Origin of the sequence: Parabacteroides caeci (assembly GCF_023656795.1) — a bacterium.
In the GTDB taxonomy this organism is placed as follows: Bacteria; Bacteroidota; Bacteroidia; order Bacteroidales; family Tannerellaceae; genus Parabacteroides; species Parabacteroides segnis.
The window spans coordinates 26,072-44,338 of the sequence record NZ_JAMOKT010000030.1; the positions used below are offsets into that span (position 1 = coordinate 26,072).

At 46.3% G+C, this 18,267-nt stretch carries 17 protein-coding genes and 1 riboswitch; of the genes, 9 read left to right on the forward strand and 8 right to left on the reverse strand.

The genetic code is table 11. From position 1 onward, the window contains the following. Positions 1 to 8: 8 nt before the first annotated feature. The gene (locus NBH15_RS15510) at positions 9 to 1,931 is read right to left on the reverse strand and encodes a biosynthetic peptidoglycan transglycosylase (protein ID WP_244051054.1); all 1,923 of its coding nucleotides are present in this window, start codon (positions 1,929 to 1,931) and stop codon (positions 9 to 11) included. Positions 1,932 to 2,018: 87 nt separating this feature from the next. Between NBH15_RS15510 and NBH15_RS15515 the strand changes: the two genes are divergently transcribed. After that, entirely contained in the window at positions 2,019 to 3,017 is a 999-nt protein-coding gene (locus NBH15_RS15515; protein ID WP_250823016.1) for a 2-hydroxyacid dehydrogenase, read from the forward strand. Between the two features lie 87 nt (positions 3,018 to 3,104). After that, positions 3,105 to 3,959, forward strand: a complete 855-nt coding sequence (locus NBH15_RS15520) for a patatin-like phospholipase family protein (protein WP_244051056.1) — start codon at positions 3,105 to 3,107, stop codon at positions 3,957 to 3,959. A 237-nt stretch (positions 3,960 to 4,196) separates the two neighbouring features. On the opposite strand, the gene thiC is transcribed toward NBH15_RS15520, so the two are convergent. Genes thiC through thiD form a run of 4 tightly spaced genes read right to left on the reverse strand, consistent with a single transcriptional unit; the run spans position 4,197 to position 8,057 of the window. Then, entirely contained in the window at positions 4,197 to 5,900 is a 1,704-nt protein-coding gene (gene thiC / locus NBH15_RS15525) for a phosphomethylpyrimidine synthase ThiC (RefSeq protein ID WP_128133341.1), read from the reverse strand. Positions 5,901 to 5,910: 10 nt separating this feature from the next. After that, a complete protein-coding gene (locus tag NBH15_RS15530) occupies positions 5,911 to 6,615 on the reverse strand; it encodes a thiamine phosphate synthase (protein WP_128133340.1) in 705 nt (234 codons plus the stop codon). Continuing rightward, positions 6,606 to 7,202, reverse strand: coding sequence for a thiamine phosphate synthase (locus NBH15_RS15535; protein WP_128133339.1), 597 nt, complete (start codon positions 7,200 to 7,202; stop codon positions 6,606 to 6,608). The genes NBH15_RS15530 and NBH15_RS15535 overlap by 10 nt, the downstream gene beginning before the upstream one ends. A gap of 9 nt (positions 7,203 to 7,211) precedes the next feature. After that, positions 7,212 to 8,057 carry a bifunctional hydroxymethylpyrimidine kinase/phosphomethylpyrimidine kinase gene (thiD, locus tag NBH15_RS15540; protein ID WP_186959311.1) on the reverse strand — a complete coding sequence of 282 codons (846 nt, stop codon included), beginning with the start codon at positions 8,055 to 8,057 and terminating at the stop codon, positions 7,212 to 7,214. 20 nt (positions 8,058 to 8,077) lie between these two features. Beyond that, a riboswitch (TPP riboswitch) is annotated at positions 8,078 to 8,175 on the reverse strand. Between the two features lie 169 nt (positions 8,176 to 8,344). Between thiD and NBH15_RS15545 the strand changes: the two genes are divergently transcribed. Together NBH15_RS15545 and NBH15_RS15550 are read left to right on the forward strand one after the other, a co-directional pair. Next, positions 8,345 to 8,893, forward strand: a complete 549-nt coding sequence (locus tag NBH15_RS15545) for an AAA family ATPase (protein WP_250823017.1) — start codon at positions 8,345 to 8,347, stop codon at positions 8,891 to 8,893. Between the two features lie 125 nt (positions 8,894 to 9,018). After that, positions 9,019 to 11,571 carry a DUF5686 family protein gene (locus tag NBH15_RS15550; protein WP_186959310.1) on the forward strand — a complete coding sequence of 851 codons (2,553 nt, stop codon included), beginning with the start codon at positions 9,019 to 9,021 and terminating at the stop codon, positions 11,569 to 11,571. A gap of 254 nt (positions 11,572 to 11,825) precedes the next feature. Here the strand turns inward: NBH15_RS15550 and NBH15_RS15555 are convergent, their stop codons facing one another. After that, entirely contained in the window at positions 11,826 to 13,061 is a 1,236-nt protein-coding gene (locus NBH15_RS15555; RefSeq protein ID WP_250823018.1) for a BamA/TamA family outer membrane protein, read from the reverse strand. A 352-nt stretch (positions 13,062 to 13,413) separates the two neighbouring features. Here NBH15_RS15555 and NBH15_RS15560 point away from each other — a divergent pair, with 352 nt between their 5' ends. Together NBH15_RS15560 and NBH15_RS15565 are read left to right on the forward strand one after the other, a co-directional pair. Next, positions 13,414 to 14,649, forward strand: coding sequence for a site-specific integrase (locus tag NBH15_RS15560; RefSeq protein WP_005861712.1), 1,236 nt, complete (start codon positions 13,414 to 13,416; stop codon positions 14,647 to 14,649). Positions 14,650 to 14,661: 12 nt separating this feature from the next. Then, positions 14,662 to 15,024 (forward strand): hypothetical protein, encoded by a 363-nt coding sequence (locus tag NBH15_RS15565; protein WP_005861710.1) that lies wholly within the window; start codon positions 14,662 to 14,664, stop codon positions 15,022 to 15,024. 77 nt (positions 15,025 to 15,101) lie between these two features. Here NBH15_RS15565 and NBH15_RS15570 read toward each other — a convergent pair whose 3' ends face one another. Continuing rightward, positions 15,102 to 15,407, reverse strand: coding sequence for a helix-turn-helix domain-containing protein (locus NBH15_RS15570; RefSeq protein WP_005861708.1), 306 nt, complete (start codon positions 15,405 to 15,407; stop codon positions 15,102 to 15,104). Between the two features lie 31 nt (positions 15,408 to 15,438). Beyond that, positions 15,439 to 15,738, reverse strand: a complete 300-nt coding sequence (locus NBH15_RS15575; protein ID WP_004291426.1) for a helix-turn-helix domain-containing protein — start codon at positions 15,736 to 15,738, stop codon at positions 15,439 to 15,441. Between the two features lie 202 nt (positions 15,739 to 15,940). Here NBH15_RS15575 and NBH15_RS15580 point away from each other — a divergent pair, with 202 nt between their 5' ends. The 3 genes from NBH15_RS15580 to NBH15_RS15590 are packed head-to-tail and all read left to right on the forward strand — an operon-like array spanning position 15,941 to position 18,238. Beyond that, the gene (locus tag NBH15_RS15580) at positions 15,941 to 16,297 is read left to right on the forward strand and encodes a helix-turn-helix domain-containing protein (RefSeq protein WP_005861705.1); all 357 of its coding nucleotides are present in this window, start codon (positions 15,941 to 15,943) and stop codon (positions 16,295 to 16,297) included. 2 nt (positions 16,298 to 16,299) lie between these two features. Beyond that, a complete protein-coding gene (locus NBH15_RS15585) occupies positions 16,300 to 16,650 on the forward strand; it encodes a helix-turn-helix domain-containing protein (RefSeq protein ID WP_005861703.1) in 351 nt (116 codons plus the stop codon). Between the two features lie 19 nt (positions 16,651 to 16,669). Beyond that, positions 16,670 to 18,238, forward strand: a complete 1,569-nt coding sequence (locus NBH15_RS15590) for a DUF3945 domain-containing protein (RefSeq protein WP_005861701.1) — start codon at positions 16,670 to 16,672, stop codon at positions 18,236 to 18,238. Positions 18,239 to 18,267: the final 29 nt, after the last annotated feature.

Sequence of the window (18,267 nt, forward strand, 5' to 3'; positions counted from 1 at the left end):
TAAGAAGGCTATAGAGGCTTTTCATCCGGTCCGGCTAAGTAATATTTAGCCGGACCAGTTATTTTCAGGTCTTCGGGACGTACTCCTTCCGCTTCTTCGGGAGTTATCAGTCCGCGGTCGATGAGACGATTTATAATTACATTATAAAATTCAGTATAATATGGTTTTAACTGTAATCCGTCAAAGCAATACCGGACATGTTTCGGTTTGGGGATTATGCTGGCAAGGAAGATACATTCTCCCAAAGTCAAAGCCGAAGGTTCTTTGGCAAAGTAGAAATGCGAGGCTTCGGCGGCACCATAGATAAGCGGTCCCCATTCAACGATATTCAAATAGACTTCAAACATACGTTCTTTGGTGGTAAGACGGTTACTTTCTATCAACCAGACAATCAGCATCTCTTCCAGCTTACGGGCAATCGTCTTATTGCGGCTCAGGAAAACGTTTTTCACCAGTTGCATACTCAGCGTACTTCCGCCACGGGCAAAACGCCGTTCTTTCAGGTCGAGAATCAGGGATTCACGTATCGCGCTCGGAATAAATCCGTTGTGATGAAAGAAACCGGCATCTTCGCTCTGCATAATAGCTAAAGGCAGATAACGGGATACGGCCTGGAAAGGACGGAAAGAGGGATTGCTTTCGCCAATCTTAAATGTACGGACTGGCTCTCCGTTTTCATAAGCCGTATATTCAAACGGCTCATTCATCTTCCTCAGGTCGGTGTTTCCGTATTGGACAATCCGGAAGTTACGGGCAGTAAGCGATGACTCCAGTTGCAGGCTGTCCAACAGGGCTAAATCCATGTCTAATAGGAAATGATACGACAAAGTACCGTCAGCCCTCAATCCTTCCAGGTTGTAGAACAGACCTCGGGGTAAGGAAGCGAACAAATCATTGGCAGGAAAATCCTGTTTATTTACGGAAGCTATAATATGCCAGTCCTGATTTTTCTCAGTCTTCAGATAGGGATGGAAATCCAGCCGGTTGAAGTTGATTAGAGAAGCGCTGTCCAGCTCCAGATAATTCTTTCCGATATTCACCAGGCAGTCGAGCGTGGCCCGGTCCAGTAGAACCGTATCGGGAGAGATACGTTGTTGATGAAGTGTCAGGCCGCTGATATGTGCCTGTCCCCGAACGGTATGCAGGTCACTCTTTTTCTGTATCTGCTCCAGTTTAAAAGCCAGCGTGTCAAACTGTATCTGTGCTCCCCAGCGGTAATTCAGGAAGGGGAGGGTAATCTTTGTATTCTCCCGGGCATGCAGTCGGGCCTCTATTTTCTTTTCTTTGTCCTGTAATGAACCTTCGCAAACCCACTCGCTTTGGATACCGTTTTCCGTACTTCGTATTCCGGTGGTGAAATTATTGTCTTTTATCATCAGGGAAGGAATCTCAATAAGAAGTTCGTCTCCTTTATTCTGATAAGAGACGCTCAGGTTTCGTAAAGTAGCGTTATCGGGAAGCAGTTTGAAGAGCAGGCCAAATATTTTGCCTGTTCTCTGTGCAAAATTCCGTTCAGCCCCGGATTGAACAGGAGCTTCCGGAGCTGTTGCTCCATGATACAGAAATTCAAAATTTGAAGTATTGTTATTCTTTATGAAAGAGACATTCAAACCCTCCGCCTCAATGCTTTTTACCGATATCTTAAAAAGGAAAAGTTCGGAAAGTTCCAGTTTAATCCGGAAAGAACGGCTTTGCAGGAAAGTATCTGCATCCAGCGGGATTACAGATACTCCATCGATTTGTATACCGCTCAGGCCGAGCATATGTATATCGTCATAATGAATGGATAACCGGCGTGCTTCCTCTATCTTATCCAGTTTACGGTCTATATATTTCCGTACGAACAGATTCCGTGCGGAAAACAAAAGAAGTACCAGAACAGTTAAAAGAATGACACCTGTTGCAATTCTTTTCCTAACAGGTTGATGCATAATTTCTTTTCGTTTAAAACGGGGTAAAAGTAATGCTTTTTCTCAACATTCGATATGTTTAATCTGTTTTAATAAAAAACAAATAATATGTCATACAAGATTGCATTTTTTGGAGCTAAACCATACGATATAGCTTCTTTCGATAAAGTAAATGAAAAGTATAATTACGATATCAAGTACTTTAAGGGTCACCTTAATCCGAACAACGTTGTCCTGACGCAGGATGCCGATGCTGTCTGCATCTTTGTGAATGATACGGCCGATGCGGCTGTTATAGATGCGATGGCCGATAACGGGGTCAAACTGTTGGCTTTACGGTGTGCCGGTTTTAATAATGTAGACCTGGAAGCGGCTAAAGGTAAACTTCCGGTTGTCCGTGTGCCGGCTTATTCTCCTTACGCCGTAGCCGAATATTCCCTGGCTCTGATGCTTTCGTTAAACAGGAAAATCCATCGTGCTTATTGGCGGACACGTGACGGCAATTTCTCGCTGAATGGCTTGATGGGATTCGACATGCACGGAAAGACCGTCGGTATTATCGGTACCGGAAAGATTGCCAAGATATTGATACGGATATTAAAGGGACTGGGTATGCATATTCTTGCTTACGATGTTTATCCGGATTATAAATTCGCGGAAGAGGAAGGAATTACTTATACGACGCTGGATGAATTATACAAAAATTCGGACATTATCTCGCTTCACTGCCCGCTGACGGAGCAGACCCGTTATATCATTAACGATGATTCAATCGCTAAGATGAAAGACGGCGTAATGATTATCAATACCGGCCGTGGACAGTTAATTCATACGAATGCCCTGATTGAAGGACTGAAAGAAAAGAAGATTTCGGCAGCCGGATTGGATGTGTACGAAGAGGAAGGGGGGTACTTCTATGAGGATAAATCCGACAAAATTATTGACGACGATGTGCTGGCGCGTCTATTGTCTTTCAATAATGTAATTGTCACCTCTCATCAGGCCTTCTTTACCAAGGAGGCAATGCATAATATTGCGGAAACGACCTTGCAGAACATCGAAGATTTCCGTCAAAACCGTCCTCTAGTGAACGAAGTTATTCTGTAAACAGACTATTTTTTATCGCTGATTTATTATAATTTTGTGGCCATTGTCCGGTGTGAGCCAGGCAATGGCTTTTTAAATTTAATAATTATGATAATAGATAATCAGACAGGACTTGTATTGGAAGGCGGAGGGATGCGTGCCACTTTTACGGTCGGAGTATTGGACTGTTTTATGGACCACAATCTCTGGTTCCCTTATACGATAGGGGTATCGGCAGGAGCCAGTAACGGCATATCCTATGCGTCCCGGCAGAGAGGACGTTCGCGTTTCGGCAATATAGATTTATTGAAAAAGTATAATTATATCGGTCTCCGCCATTTTCTGCGCGGCAAGGGATATATCGATATGGAATATTTATTCTATGTCTATCCTGATAAATACTATCCGTTGGATTACGATACTTATTTCAAATCGAAAGAACGTTTCGTGATGGTTACCAGCAACTGTCTGACCGGGAAGGCGGAATATTTCGAAGAGAAGAAAGATAAAAACAGGCTGGTAGATATTTGTTGTGCCTCCTGCACGTTGCCGGTTCTTTGTCCGGTTGCCTATGTGGACGGCGTCCCGATGGTCGATGGCGGAGTTTGTGATGCTATTCCTATCCGAAGAGCTATTGATGACGGTTTCCGGAAAAATGTGATAATCCTCACAAGAAATAAAGGATACCGTAAAAAGGATAAGAACTTTTATCTGCCGGGATTCATTTATAAAAAATATCCGGCCATACGGGAACAGCTCAAACTGAGGTATAAACGTTATAATGAAGTACTCGATTATATCGACCAACTGGAAGCCGAAGGTAAAGCATTCGTGATTCGTCCTGAAAACAAAATAGAGGTAAGCCGGACCGAAAGTAATCCGGAAAAGCTGGAGGCGTTATATAACGAAGGGTATACATTGGCGGCAAGGTTGTTTTCAGAAAAAAAAGTAGCAGTCCGGTAGCCGGACAATCGTTTTTAAAGAAAAAAGTAACTGTCCGGAAACCGGACAATCATTTCTGAAGAAAAAAATAGCTGTCCGGAAGGCGGACAACCATTTCTGTGACAAAAAGTAATCGTCCGGAGGGCGGACAGTTATTTTTGTCAAAAAAAATGATCGGCCGCCCTCCGGACGATTGTTTTTTTATCTAAATGATATTTTCCGGAGTGTCATTTCGATTGATTCCATTCATAGTTTTTTTTATTCCTTGCACTCTTTATGCAGGTCTTTACTTAAACGCATGGCGCAGAAGTTCGGACCGCACATCGTACAATATTCCCCGTCGGTAACAGCGCTTTCCTTATAATATTGCAAAGCCCGTTCCGGGTCGAGTGACAGGTTGAACTGGTCTTTCCAACGGAAATCAAAACGTGCCTTACTTAAAGCGTTGTCACGGACCTGTGCTCCGGGATGGCCTTTTGCCAGGTCGGCGGCATGGGCAGCTATCTTATAAGCAACCACTCCGTTGCGTACATCTTCTTTGTTTGGCAATCCCAGGTGTTCTTTCGGTGTTACATAGCAAATCATAGCTGTGCCATACCAGGCAATTTGCGCGGCACCGATAGCCGATGTAATATGGTCGTATCCCGGGGCGATATCCGTTGTCAACGGGCCTAATGTATAGAACGGAGCACCGTGGCAGGCATATTGCTGTTCTTTCATATTCTCATGAATCTTGTTCATCGGGACATGGCCCGGACCTTCGATAATAACCTGAACGAATTTCTCCCAGGCAATCTTTGTCAATACGCCCATCGCATGCAGTTCGGCAAACTGCGCTGCATCGTTGGCATCATAGATGGAACCGGGACGAAGACCGTCGCCGATAGACACAGCAACGTCATATCTGCTCAGAATATCGCATATTTCTGCAAAATGGGTATACAGGAAGTTCTCTTCATTATGCAGCTGCATCCATTTAGCCATAATGGAACCACCACGCGAAACAATACCTGATAAGCGGTTCGCTGTCAAATCGATATGTTTTTTCAATAGTCCGGCATGAATGGTGAAATAGTCCACACCCTGTTCAGCCTGTTCAATCAATGTATCGCGATATACTTCCCAGTTCAGATCTTCTACATTTCCGTTCACTTTCTCCAAAGCTTGGTAAATAGGAACTGTTCCCATCGGAACCGGACAGTTGCGGATAATCCATTCACGTGTCTCGTGAATATTGTCACCCGTCGAAAGGTCCATCAGGGTATCGCCACCCCATTTACAACTCCACACCGCTTTTTCAATCTCTTCACTGATACCGGAAGACAATGCCGAATTACCGATATTGGTATTTATTTTCACCAAAAACTTCTTACCGATAATCATCGGTTCCGCTTCCGGATGGTTGATGTTGGACGGTATGATGGCACGTCCGGCAGCAATTTCTTTACGGACAAAGTCGGGAGTGATATAAGATTTCAGTCCCAATGCTTCGATTTGCTGGTTTTCACGTATGGCCACATATTCCATTTCCGGAGTGATGATACGCCGTTTGGCATAATACATCTGGGTGATATTCTTACCTTCTTTGGCCCGGTAGGGAAGGTGACGTTTCGGAAAACGTATCTCATCCAGACTTTTATCTTCCAGACGGGCACGGCCATACTCGGAAGACAACTCGCTCAGTTGTTCGATATCCTTACGTTTCGAACACCATTCTTCGCGGATACGGGGAATACCGGCATTTATATCTATATTTATTTTAGGGTCGGAAAAAGGACCGCTTGTGTCATAGACAATCACCGGATTGTTTTTCTTAAAAACTTGCTCTCCGTTTTCGTCGATAGTGACGGTATCCAGAAGTTTGATTTTACGCATACCCACTTTTATCTTGTTGATTTCGCCCGGGATATATATCTTTTCCGATGCGGGATAGGTAATACGCATGTTTTTCTTGCTTGCCATTACAGTATATTTAATATTTATTTATCTCATTAATAAAACGACGGGTCTCTTCTACGGGGTCTTCTGCATGGATGATGGCTCCCGATACGGCTATTCCGGTAATTCCGGTCTCCATTAACGGGGCAACATCTTCCAGGCAGATTCCTCCGATTGCAAATATCGGAATTTTATAGCCAGCCTCCTTACATTGCTGCACTATTTTTCTGTATCCTTCCAGACCGAGAACGGGACTGAGTTTCTTTTTCGTTTCCGTATAACGGAATGGCCCAAGGCCGATATAGGAAGCTCCTTGTCCGACAGCACGCTCGATATCTTCAAAGGTATTGGCGGTGGCGCCGATATAGAAGACTTCGTCCGGAAATAACTGCTCTTTTGCCATTTCCCATGCGGCGGATACTGATATATCTTCTTTCCCCAGGTGAACAGCATTCGCCCCGCATCTCAAAGCAATCCGTGCATTATCGTTTATACAATAGATACATTTGTTTGTATGCTCATTGATTAGTTGCCCGATTTCCCTGGCTGCAAAGATATTCATGTTCCCTTTCATCCGTAGCTGTACCCATGAACAACCGCCGTCAAGAACCATTTTGACTTCTTCCCGTTCTGTGTATTTAGAAGTACCGTGGGTTATAAACATCAGGCGTTCACCACTGCCTTGTGGAATAAATTGTCCTTTATCTTCGTGCTTGCGCAAATGATATTCTATTGCCATATATCCAATTGTTTGTATCGTTTTATTATAGATGTTTCGTTTGTTACAGAAGGGTCTTTGCCCCATAAAGCTCCCAGAATAGCGGCTCCTCCGAAATGTAAGGAAGCAATCAGCGGAATGTTCTTTTCTTCTATTCCGCCCAGGGCGATTACCTTTTCGTTGATTATGCCCGAAGCTGCCGCCTCCCGTAATGTCTCTATCGGAAAGCCGTTTCCGTATCCCTCTTTGGATATACTTTGAAAGATGGGACTCAGAAATACATAATCCAACTGTTTGTTATCCTGTACTTCCTGCAAGGAATGGCATGAACGGCTTATGCTTCCGGTAAAACCTTCCGGCAGGATATTATTCCGGCTGTTCAAATGGATGCCAGCCAACCGGTATCCGGCTGTGAGTTCAAAATGTTCGTGCAATACAATCCGTGAATGATATTCGGCAGGGATAGCGTCCAGTAAGAGACGAAACCTGTCGATGTCACTCTGGGGTTTGCGCAGATGCAAGCGCTGCATTCCCTCCCTGAACAAATGGGTTATTATCCGGCTTTCCCCTTCAAAAAAGAAAGGAGTTGTGATTACGAACAGTTTCATACGATCCTTTTATCTCTTTATCTCTGTTTTTACTAAAGGAACCGGAGCGAAGAAATGGTTCAAGGGACCATGCCCGTGTCCTGTCCGTACATCTTTCCCTTCTGTAATTGCTTTTGTTATATATTCTTTAGCCAGTCTGACGGCATCAGGCAGGCTTTTACCTAAAGCCTGGTAAGCGGCAATAGCGGAAGACAACGTACAACCGGTGCCGTGGCCGTTGAGCGTAATTACAGTTTCCGCCGAAAGCCGGAGAGGGGACGCTTCCGATACATATAATATATCAGTCATCTCTTTTCCTTTTAAATGTCCTCCCTTCATTAATACGGCATGACAACCTAAAGACAGCAACTTCTCTGCCGCCAGGCACATCTCTTTTTCGGAAGTTATCTTCATTCCGGACAGAAATTCAGCTTCATCGATGTTGGGTGTGACCAACGATGTCCGTTTGAACAGTTCGCGGACAATGATGTCTATGGCATCATCCTGCAATAATTTGTTACCGCTGGTCGAAATCATCACCGGGTCCAGGATAATACGCGACGGTGAATAAGTATCGATTGCATTTACGACGATTTCTGCCGCTGTTTTATTATGCAGCATTCCGATTTTGACTGCATCGATGGTAATATCTTGAAAGACCGCATCCAACTGGCCTTTCAAGACTTCCGGAGAGACGGCTTGTATGCCTCTGACACCTTGTGTGTTTTGGGCCGTAATGGAGGTGATTACGGAAGCTCCGTAAACTCCCAATGCCGAGAATGTTTTAATATCTGCCTGTATCCCGGCTCCGCCACCGCTGTCGGAACCGGCAATGGTTAACGCAGTCGGATAACGATAAAATGTATCTGTTTTCATATTCACATACCAAAGGGGGGAAAAGCCTTGTCTGTCTTTCCTACGGCGGCATTACCCGCATCAGGTTCACAGGGTATAATCTCAGCCCGTTTACAGTATGGCACCCCTTTTCGTGCACAAAGGTAGAAATATTGACAAGAGAAAACAAAAGTGAATTGTTAAATTTAAGAGTGAATTGATAGGTTTAAAGAAATAATCCAGTATATTTGCACGTACAATTCCGGTTATAACAGCTTTTCATCCGGGTTGTATTTCCTTTTGCCATAATAGTCATAAATAAACAAATCATGTTGACAAAAACAGGCTTGTATGTTATTACTGGTGGACCTGGAACGGGTAAAACATCATTAATTGAAGAACTTAAAATTGTTGGATATCAAACAGTAAAAGAAGTAGCACGAGATATTATCAAAGAACAACAGCTACAGGGTGGGAACGCATTACCCTGGAAAGATACCGGTTTATATACCAGTATGATGCTGGAACGTTCCGTTGAATCATATCTGGCTCATAAAGAAAATGAAGGCATATTATTTTTTGACAGAGGAATCCCTGATACACTGGCATATGCAAGGTTGATTGGGTTAACCGACCGGAAGGAAATAGAACTGGCCGTCGATAAATACAGGTATAGCAGGCAGGTATTCATACTTCCTCCCTGGGAAAATATATACCATACGGATAAAGAACGTAAACAATCATTTAATGAAGCGATAGATACATATAATGTAATGAAAGATGTCTATAAAGATGCAGGATATACGTTGATTGAAGTCCCGAAACTTCCCGTTACGGAAAGAAGGAATTTTGTTATTAGTAGTATAAATTCATTTTAAAACATCTATTTTGGGTCTTTTAAATGTGATTTGTTGTCAATTGGAATATAATCGGTTCAATTTGGAACATTCATAAAAAAGAATCTGTTATAATTTTGCGGAGTTTAACGAGGGAGTTAATAATAATGGGGAAAAAGATTGTTTTTATTCTGGCATTTGTTTTGGTTGCATTTGCATCAAAAGCCCAGAACACTATAATAAGCGGAATAGTAACGGACTCTATCACGGGAGAAACGTTACCATATGTTTCAGTCATACTGAAGGGTACAACTATCGGAACGACAACCGATGATGACGGTAATTTTTCATTAACCACATCATCTAATGCACGGACTCTGTCTGTCTCATATCTGGGATATGCCGAAAAAGAATTGAAAGTGGCTATAGGTAAGAAGAATTATTTTAAAATTCCTTTGGCCCCTTCCAGTATTGATTTGGGTGAAGTCATTGTAAAGCCGAAGAAAGAGAAGTACAGCAAGAAGGAAAATCCGGCCGTGACTTTTGTTAAAAATGTGATTGACTCCCGGGAGAGTAATGATCCTCGCAATCATGACTATTTCAGTTATAGTCAATATGAAAAGATGATTTTTGCGATGAATGATTACCAGCCGAAGCCTAAGAAAGAGAATGGAAAAGGCGGGAAATTCGACTTCCTGATCGATTATATCGATACGCTGGATATCGGAAAGACTATTCTACCCGTTTCTGAAAAGGAAAAGGTGGAAGGCATCTTTTACCGTAAAGATCCTAAAGTAGAGAAAAGGGTTGTGCTGGGAGCAAAGGCTGCCGGTGTAGATGAGATATTTTCTCGTGATGGTATGCAACAATTCCTGGGGGAAGTATTCCGGGAAGTCGATATCTTTAAGAATGATATTCCACTGTTCCTGCAACGTTTTGTGAGTCCGCTGTCCACAATAGGACCTAATTTCTATAAATATTATTTGCTCGACACATTGGAGGTGAACGGACAGCAGTGTGTAGACCTGGGGTTTGTGCCCTTCGTATCGGAAGGATTTGGTTTTACCGGACATCTGTTTGTTACACTCGATTCTACCTTCTTCGTACAGAAAGCTATTTTAAATGTACCGAAGAATATCAACCTGAACTTTGTCAGCGGAATGACGATCGAACAGACATTCAAAAGGACAGAAGATGGTACACGTATTATTACTAAAGATGATATATCCGTAGACTTTAAACTAACGGAAAAATCCAAGGGTATGTATGCCCGAAGATTGAACATATACAGCGATCATTCCTTCCTTCCTCCTGAAAATCAGGAGATATTCAAAGAGAGTGCCCCTGTGATAACTTTACAGAACGCTTATAAGCAACCTGAAGATTTCTGGGATCTGAACCGCCCGGAAGAAGCCGGAACACGAAAACAGAACACGGTTGAAAAGCTGATGGCCAAACTACGTGCCGTTCCCGTTTTCTATGTTACGGAGAAAATCATTACGATCCTTACTTCCGGTTATATAGGGACTAGCACGGACCCTGTAAAGAATAAGTTTGAGTTCGGACCGGCTAATACCTTTATCAGTGGTAATGCAATAGAAGGTGCCCGTTTTCGTGTTGGGGGAACAACAACTACTGCTTTCAGTAAACATCTTTTCCTGGAAGGTTATGCTGCCTACGGAACCACTGACAGAAAGCTGAAATATGACGGATTAATTGAATACTCTTTTAATGACAAGAAAGAATACCGTAAAGAATTTCCGGTTAATTCTATCCGGTTGCAATACACTTACGATATCAACCAGTTGGGACAGCAGTATATGTACACCAATAAGGATAACCTTTTCCTTGTCTGGAAGCGACAGAGAGATACCCGGGCTACTTATCTGAGGAATGCTGAACTGGCTTATTACCGGGAACATTATAACGGAATCGCTTATGGTGCGACTCTTCGTAACAAAAAAGAGATTGCAACGGATTATGCGGTTTTTGACAGGATCGAAGCAGATGGGCATATTACGCCGGTCAAGTCTTATTCGATGACGGAAATGGAATTCAAATTCCGTTATGCTCCGAACGAGAAATTCTATCAGACCCGTAATTATCGTTATCCGATCTCCTTTGATGCTCCGATAATTACATTGAACCATATCACAGCCCGAAAAGGTGTGTTAGGGGCCGATTATACATATAACCGTACCGATTTGGGTATTCAGAAACGTTTCTGGTTCTCAGCCTTCGGATATGTCGATATTATCGGTAAAGCAGGTAAGGTGTGGGACAAAGTTCCTTATCCGTTATTGATATTGCCGAACGCGAACTTATCCTATACAATCCAGCCTGAATCATACACCAATATGAATGCGATGGAGTTCATCAGCGACGAGTATGCATCCTGGGACATTACTTATTTTATGAACGGACTTCTTTTGAACCGTCTTCCCCTGATAAAGAAACTGAAATGGAGAGAGGTTCTTTCATTCCGTGGAATGTATGGTCATCTGACCGATAAGAATAATCCTTATTATGGCGGCAAAGATTTGTATTTGTTCCCGGAAGGTTCTTATACATTGGGTAATACGCCTTATATGGAAGCCGGAGTAGGTATTGAGAATATCTTTAAGTTCCTTCGTCTCGATTATGTCTGGCGTTTGACCTACCGCGATAATCCGGGTATTCAGACAAAAGGTGTACGCTTCTCGATGAAGCTGTCGTTCTAACGAACACACTTGCGAACCGAAATAAAAAACATCCGTCGTCATTTACTCTAACTAATGACGGCGGATGTTTTTTTATGCAGTCCCCTCAGAATTTCCTAAGCAGGAAACGCTGGTTTCCTAGTAAGGGAACTACAGTTTCCCAGGCAGGAAATTACAGTTCCCTGGGCAGGAAACTAGAGTTTCCAAATGAGGGAATTACGAGGAAACTGTAATCGATTGACAAATAGCTTACTAAGGCCAAAATGAGGATTCGGTTAAAATGCCTCTGTCATGTTCATATAAACCTGAACTCCATCCAGTCCCGGCTCTTTACCGATGTCGAGTCTGAAGTTCTTGCCCGGTTGCATTTGCACACGTAATCCGGCACCGAAATTCAACTTCCATTTATCCCAGTCGAATGGGGTGTCACCGATTGTTCCGGTTCCCATCCAGGCAACAAAACCGCATTTAGCCCAGAAGTTTCCGCTTTTGTATTTTGCCGGCGAACCGAACATATGGCGGTATTCCAGTATACCATAGGCCATGGATTTATCCCGGTATTTACCCCAGTAATATCCGCGCAGGTCGAAGGGCGAACCGAAAGAGGGTAATTCGGAGTAGGGGACATCTCCCATACCTATCTGGCTTTTAGCGATCCATGCCAGGGTACTTCTCGGGCGGAATACATTCACAAAATGCCGGTATTCAAGTTCCAGTATTTCGTAGTTATAGGCACCTCCGAGATATTTTCCGAATGCTTTCATATTTCCGCTTAACAAGACGCCTTTTGTGGGGGTGGCGACATCGTCTCTTGTGTCGTATTGAATCAAACCTCCGATTCCCACGTTCAGATATTTCCGTTTGAACTGATTGAAATAGTAGTCTTGCTCTATCACCGGATTTATATCCGATGCATTTGTAAAGTTGATATCGAACAGTCCTCCCAGGTAAAAATGCGGACGGATTTCCCAGACAAAACGGGGATATATCTGGAAATAACTTCTATGGTAACGGGTTGTCGAGTCGCTTCTGTCTACATGTTCTATAGTTTCATAGCCTTTGCCGTAATAATGGGCCGGTTCGTTCCTGTATCCGTAGCTGGCATAAATACGGAACTTATTCTGGTTAAAGAAGAAAGTTCCGGCTCCTGCCACCACGATCGTACCGTTTATTGAGAGGTTGATTCCTGCCGGAAGGAAAGAACGTTGAGAAATCGTGTCGTTTTTGTTCATCCTGAAACTGGCCAGTACGGCACCTCCGACACCTAGCGAGGCTTCCGGAGTATAGGACGGACCACCCAGAACAGACCACCAGATCTTTTTATGGGCCCTGATGGAATCTTTACGTAACTGACGGTAATAACGTTGCAATTGCTTTTCGTTAAGCTGTTGCCCATCAACAATAACAACCTCTTTTGAGACAGTGTCGTTCGGCGTTAAGTTCTGTGCCTTTCCCGGCAAAACAGAGACAAACAGGAGTACTCCTGTGAAAGCGATTAAATGTTTAAACATTGACTGTTCTTTATTTTTTTTTGCAAAGTTACTACAAAAAAGTGAAATGCGGAAAGATATAGTGATAGAATTGAGTTACAAGGGTTTTAGTTGAAGTGGCGAAAATTCGTGAAGCCATTACAATCCCTGCCAAAGCCAAATCCTGACGCCGCAACGTTACTTGTTCGTAACCATGCCCGAAAATGCGACAAACGGGTACGGATGACGAAACAAGACGCTAAGGAATAGTGAGTTACCGACAACTCACGCGAAAAATTTGCTTACGGAAAAAGATTGCGCCGTTCCTCCCCGTTTTGCGTACCGACACCGGACTCTTCACCAACTAATTTTGAAACCAAAAAAATTAAGGACGATGAAGAGTACATTTTCAGTAATCTACTATCTCAAGCGTCAGGTAGTGAAAAAAGACGGGACAGTTCCCGTCATGGGACGCATCACGGTGGACGGCAGCCAGACGCAGTTCAGCTGCAAGCTGACTGTCGATCCGAAACTGTGGGACACCAAAGGGGGACGTGTCACGGGCAGAAGCACGGCGGCACTCGAAGCGAACCGTATGCTTGACAAAATGCGGGTACGCATCAACAGACACTATCAGGAAATCATGGAGCGTGACAACTTCGTCACGGCGGAAAAGGTGAAAAACGCCTTTCTCGGACTGGAACACCGCTATCACACGCTGATGCAGGTGTTCCGCCAGCACAACGAGGACTATGAGAAACAGGTGGAGGCAGGCATGAAAGCCAAAGGCACACTGGAAAAGTACCGTATCGTTTACAAGCACCTGCAAGAGTTCCTCGACATCCGCTACCATGTGAAGGACATCGCCCTGAAAGAGCTTACCCCGGCTTTCATCTCCGACTTCGAGATGTTCCTGCGCACGGACAAGCACTGTTGCACCAATACCGTCTGGTTGTACGTCTGCCCGCTACGGACGATGGTATTCATCGCCATCAACAACGAGTGGCTGACGCGCGACCCGTTCCGCGAGTATGAAATCAAGAAGGAGGAAACGACACGCAGTTTCCTTACCAAAGAGGAAATCCGCCTGCTGATGGAGGGCAAACTGAAAAACGCCAAACAGGAACTGTACCGTGACCTCTACCTGTTCTGCGCTTTCACCGGATTGTCATTCTCGGATATGCGCAACCTCACGGAAGAGAATATCCGCACCTATTTCGATGAACACGAGTGGATAAACATCAACCGCCAGAAAACGGGCGTGGTGTCCAACATCCGCCTGCTTGACATCGCCAACCGCATAATCGGCAAATACCGTGGACTGTGCGAGAACGGCAGGATATTTCCCGTCCCGCATTACAACACGTGCCTTGCCGGTATCCGTGCCGTCGCCAAGCGTTGCGGCATCACCAAGCATATCACGTGGCATCAGAGCCGCCACACGGCGGCCACAACGGTATTTCTCTCCAACGGCGTACCCATCGAAACGGTCAGTTCTATGCTCGGACACAAGAGCATAAAGACAACGCAGATTTACGCGAAGATAACCAAAGAAAAACTCAATCAAGACATGGAGATCCTTGCGGCAAGGTTGAACGGCATTGAGGAATTTGCAGGTTGTACCATCTAAAAAAGAGAAGCCATGAAGCGTGACATAATCATCATAGAGGACAAGGCGGTCAGCGTAACCGGTAACGAAGTGTGGATGACCGCCACCGAAATCGCCGGACTGTTCCATACGACCGTCCCGGCAGTGAACGCTGCCATCAAAGCAGTCCGCAAGTCGGACGTGCTTAACGACTACGAGTTGTGTCGCTACATGCAGCTTGAAAACGGGCTGTACGCGGACGTGTACGCGCTTGAAATCATCATCCCGGTCGCTTTCCGGCTGAACACCTACAACACCCACCTGTTCCGCACATGGCTGGTGGGAAAGGCACTCTCAAAAGATAACCGGCAGGCATACGTGATGTTCATTCAGAACGGAAAGGTCGGGTACTGTTAAAAACAGATTCCCCATAAGACAAGTAAACGGGCAGCACCACAAAAGGTGTCGCCCGTTTACTTTTTCATGCAACCGCCTCACTCCAGCGGCTTGCGGTAGTTCGCTTCCAGCACCTCGCGCAGCCCCGTTTCCGGGTAAAGCACCTTCCCTCCCAAAAGGATAAAAGGCAACACGCGGTTGTTGCGGTATTCCTGCAAGGTGCGTCGGCTCACACGGAGCAGTTCCGCCACCTCGCCGTCCGTCAGGTAACGCTCCCCGTCCAGCGGAGGACGGTAACTTTCCAGAAATGCGGACAGCCATTTAGAGCCTTTGCGCATATCCTGCATCACAGAGGCTATCGGCTCGTCTTCCATCGTAAAAACATCGTTGGTCTCGTTCATCATAACTTCGGATTCAGTGGGTGAATAAATCAAATCATCTGCCATGCGGATAGAGCGTGCCGACAAGCGGTATCAGCCGCTTCACCTCCTCCGGCTTGTAATAGAACCTGCGGTTTATCTGCGAGTAGCCGATAAGCCGCCTGTCGCGCAGCGTCTGCAACGTGCGCGGGCTTATTCTCAACTGCCCGCAGACCTCCTCGCCCGTGAGCCATCTTTCCATGCGCCCCGTGTCGCTTTTGCGCCTCAGGGCGGCGACCTTCTCCGAGAGTGCGCCGAATGCCGCCACCATCATCTCGAAAGTCTTTTTCTCGATAGATACTATTTCCATATTCATGCAATTACCGGTTTGCCCGCAAAGGTAACGATGCAGCCCTTAACACGTACCGTTTTCCGCTGAAAGGCTGCCTGTTGCGCCGTTTGACCGGGTTATGGAGCCATCTTCCGTAAAAATCTTACGTGAGTCACGTAGTGAGTTGTTAAAGCCCCTTTTGTTTATTGCCGAATTTTGCCGCAGAAACAAAAAGAAAGGACTGAATATGAAAGTGATAACGATGGAAAGTTCCGTCTTCCGGTCATTGACGGAACAGATAGCGGAGATTGCGGCACACGTCCGTGCCGCCTCCGGCGACAAGAAAGCGGCATCGTCCGACAGGTTGCTCACCACACGCGAGGCGGCGCAGCTGCTTAACGTGAGTACCCGCACCCTCCAGCGTATGCGCAGCGAGCAACGCATCGTCTATGTCGTGCTTCGCGGTAAATGCCGCTACCGGCAGTCTGAAATCGACCGCCTGCTTGATGAGTGTACCGTCAACGAGGACGCCGCGACACCGCAGGAGCTGAAACGCAACCACACGCTACGAACGGGAGGCACACCCAAAGGAAGGAGGACATAGCTATGGAACTGCTCACACGAAACATCTTCGAGGGCTGGATGCAGAAGCTGATGGAACGGCTCGACCGTCAGGACGAACTGCTGCTGGCAATAAAGACGGAGGAACGACAGCCCGCCCTCACGGAAAGCATCCACCTTTTCGACAATCAGGACCTGTGCATGCTGCTCCAGATAAGCAAGCGCACACTGCAACGCTACCGCAGCGTCGGTGCATTGCCCTACAAGACACTGGGCAAGAAAACCTATTACAGCGAGGAGGATGTGCTGACATTCCTTTCCAACCATATCAAGGACTTCAAAAAAGAAGATATAGCCTTCTACAAGGCTCGTATCCATAATTTCTTTCATAAATAACCCATTAAAACATTTTTAGATGGCAAAGAAAAAAGACGAAAAGGACGTGCTGGTAGTCCGTGACGAGAAGACGGGCGAGATTAGCGTGGTAGCCGGGCTGAACGCAGACGGTACACCTAAACGCACCCCCGCGAAAGCGGAGAACGCGCAGAGTTTCCTGCAATTCGACCGACATGGCGACGTGCTGGACAACTTCTTCAAGAACTTCTTCCGGCAGTGCAAGGAACCCAGCCGCTTCGGTTTCTACCGCATCGCGGCGGACCAAGTGGATTCCATGCTGGGCGTGATGAAAGACCTGCTCCAGCATCCGTACCAGAACAAACAAATCCTCGCACCGCACAAAATCGACACCTTCCCCTATCAACAGCAGGTGATGGAAGAGCAAGCTGCGCAACAGACAGAGAAACAAGAACCTCAAAAACAGGAGAACATGGAACAACAGAAAGAACAGCAACAGGACAATTCCGAACAGACGCAGGGCAAACGGGGCTACCGGCCCATCGACGAGAGTAAAATCAACTGGCAGGAACTGGAGGACAGATGGGGCGTGAAGCGTGACGACCTTGAAAAGTCCGGTGACCTTACGAAGATGCTCCACTACGGCAAGTCCGACTTGGTGAAGGTCAAACCGACCTTCGGCGGCGAATCGTTCGAGCTGGACGCCCGCCTCTCCTTCAAGAAGGACGGCGAGGGGAATGTCAGCCTCGTGCCGCACTTCATCCGCAAGGAGCAGAAGTTAGATGAGTACAAGGAACACAAATTCTCCGACAATGACCGGAAGAACCTCCGCGAAACGGGCAACCTCGGCAGGGTCGTGGACATTGTGGACAGGGAAACGGGCGAAATCATCCCCTCCTACATCAGCATCGACCGCAAGACGAATGAAATCACGGACATTCCGGCGAGCAAGGTGCGCATCCCGGAGCGCATCGGCAAGACGGAAATCACCGCGCAGGAACGGGACATGCTCCGCGCCGGACTGCCCGTGCGCGACAAGCTCATCGAGCGCAACGATGGCAGGAAGTTCGTCACCACCCTGCAAGTGAACGTGGAGCAGCGCGGCGTGGAGTTCGTGCCGGGAACCGGCAAGTCACCCCGTACCGCACAGACGCAGGAAACCAAAGGCGACACCTCGAAAAATCAGGCGCAAGGCGGGGAAAATGCCGACCAGACCAAGAAGGAGCAACGCCGCAACACGTGGACGAACGAGGACGGCAGCATCCGCCCCATCAGCAAATGGAGCGGCGTGAACTTCACCGAACAGCAGAAAGCCGACTATGTGGCGGGCAAGGCCGTGAAGCTGGAGAACGTGACCGACAAGCAGGGCTTCCATGCCACGATGTATATCAAGTTCAACCCGGAGAAGGGACGCCCATACCGCTACGACACGAACCCCGATGTCGGGCAGCAGGTCGCCCCGTCCAACGAGAGCCGCACGCAGGTGGCGGTGAACAACGAGGGCAAGACCAACGAGGCGACAAAGAACCTGAAAGAGCCTTTGCAGAAAGGTCAGACAGCCCCGAAGACCGCCCGCCAGCAACAGCAGCAGGACAAACCGAAGAAAACGGGCAAGGGCATGAAAATGTAATCCCGTGTCCGCCACTGAATCCAAAATAA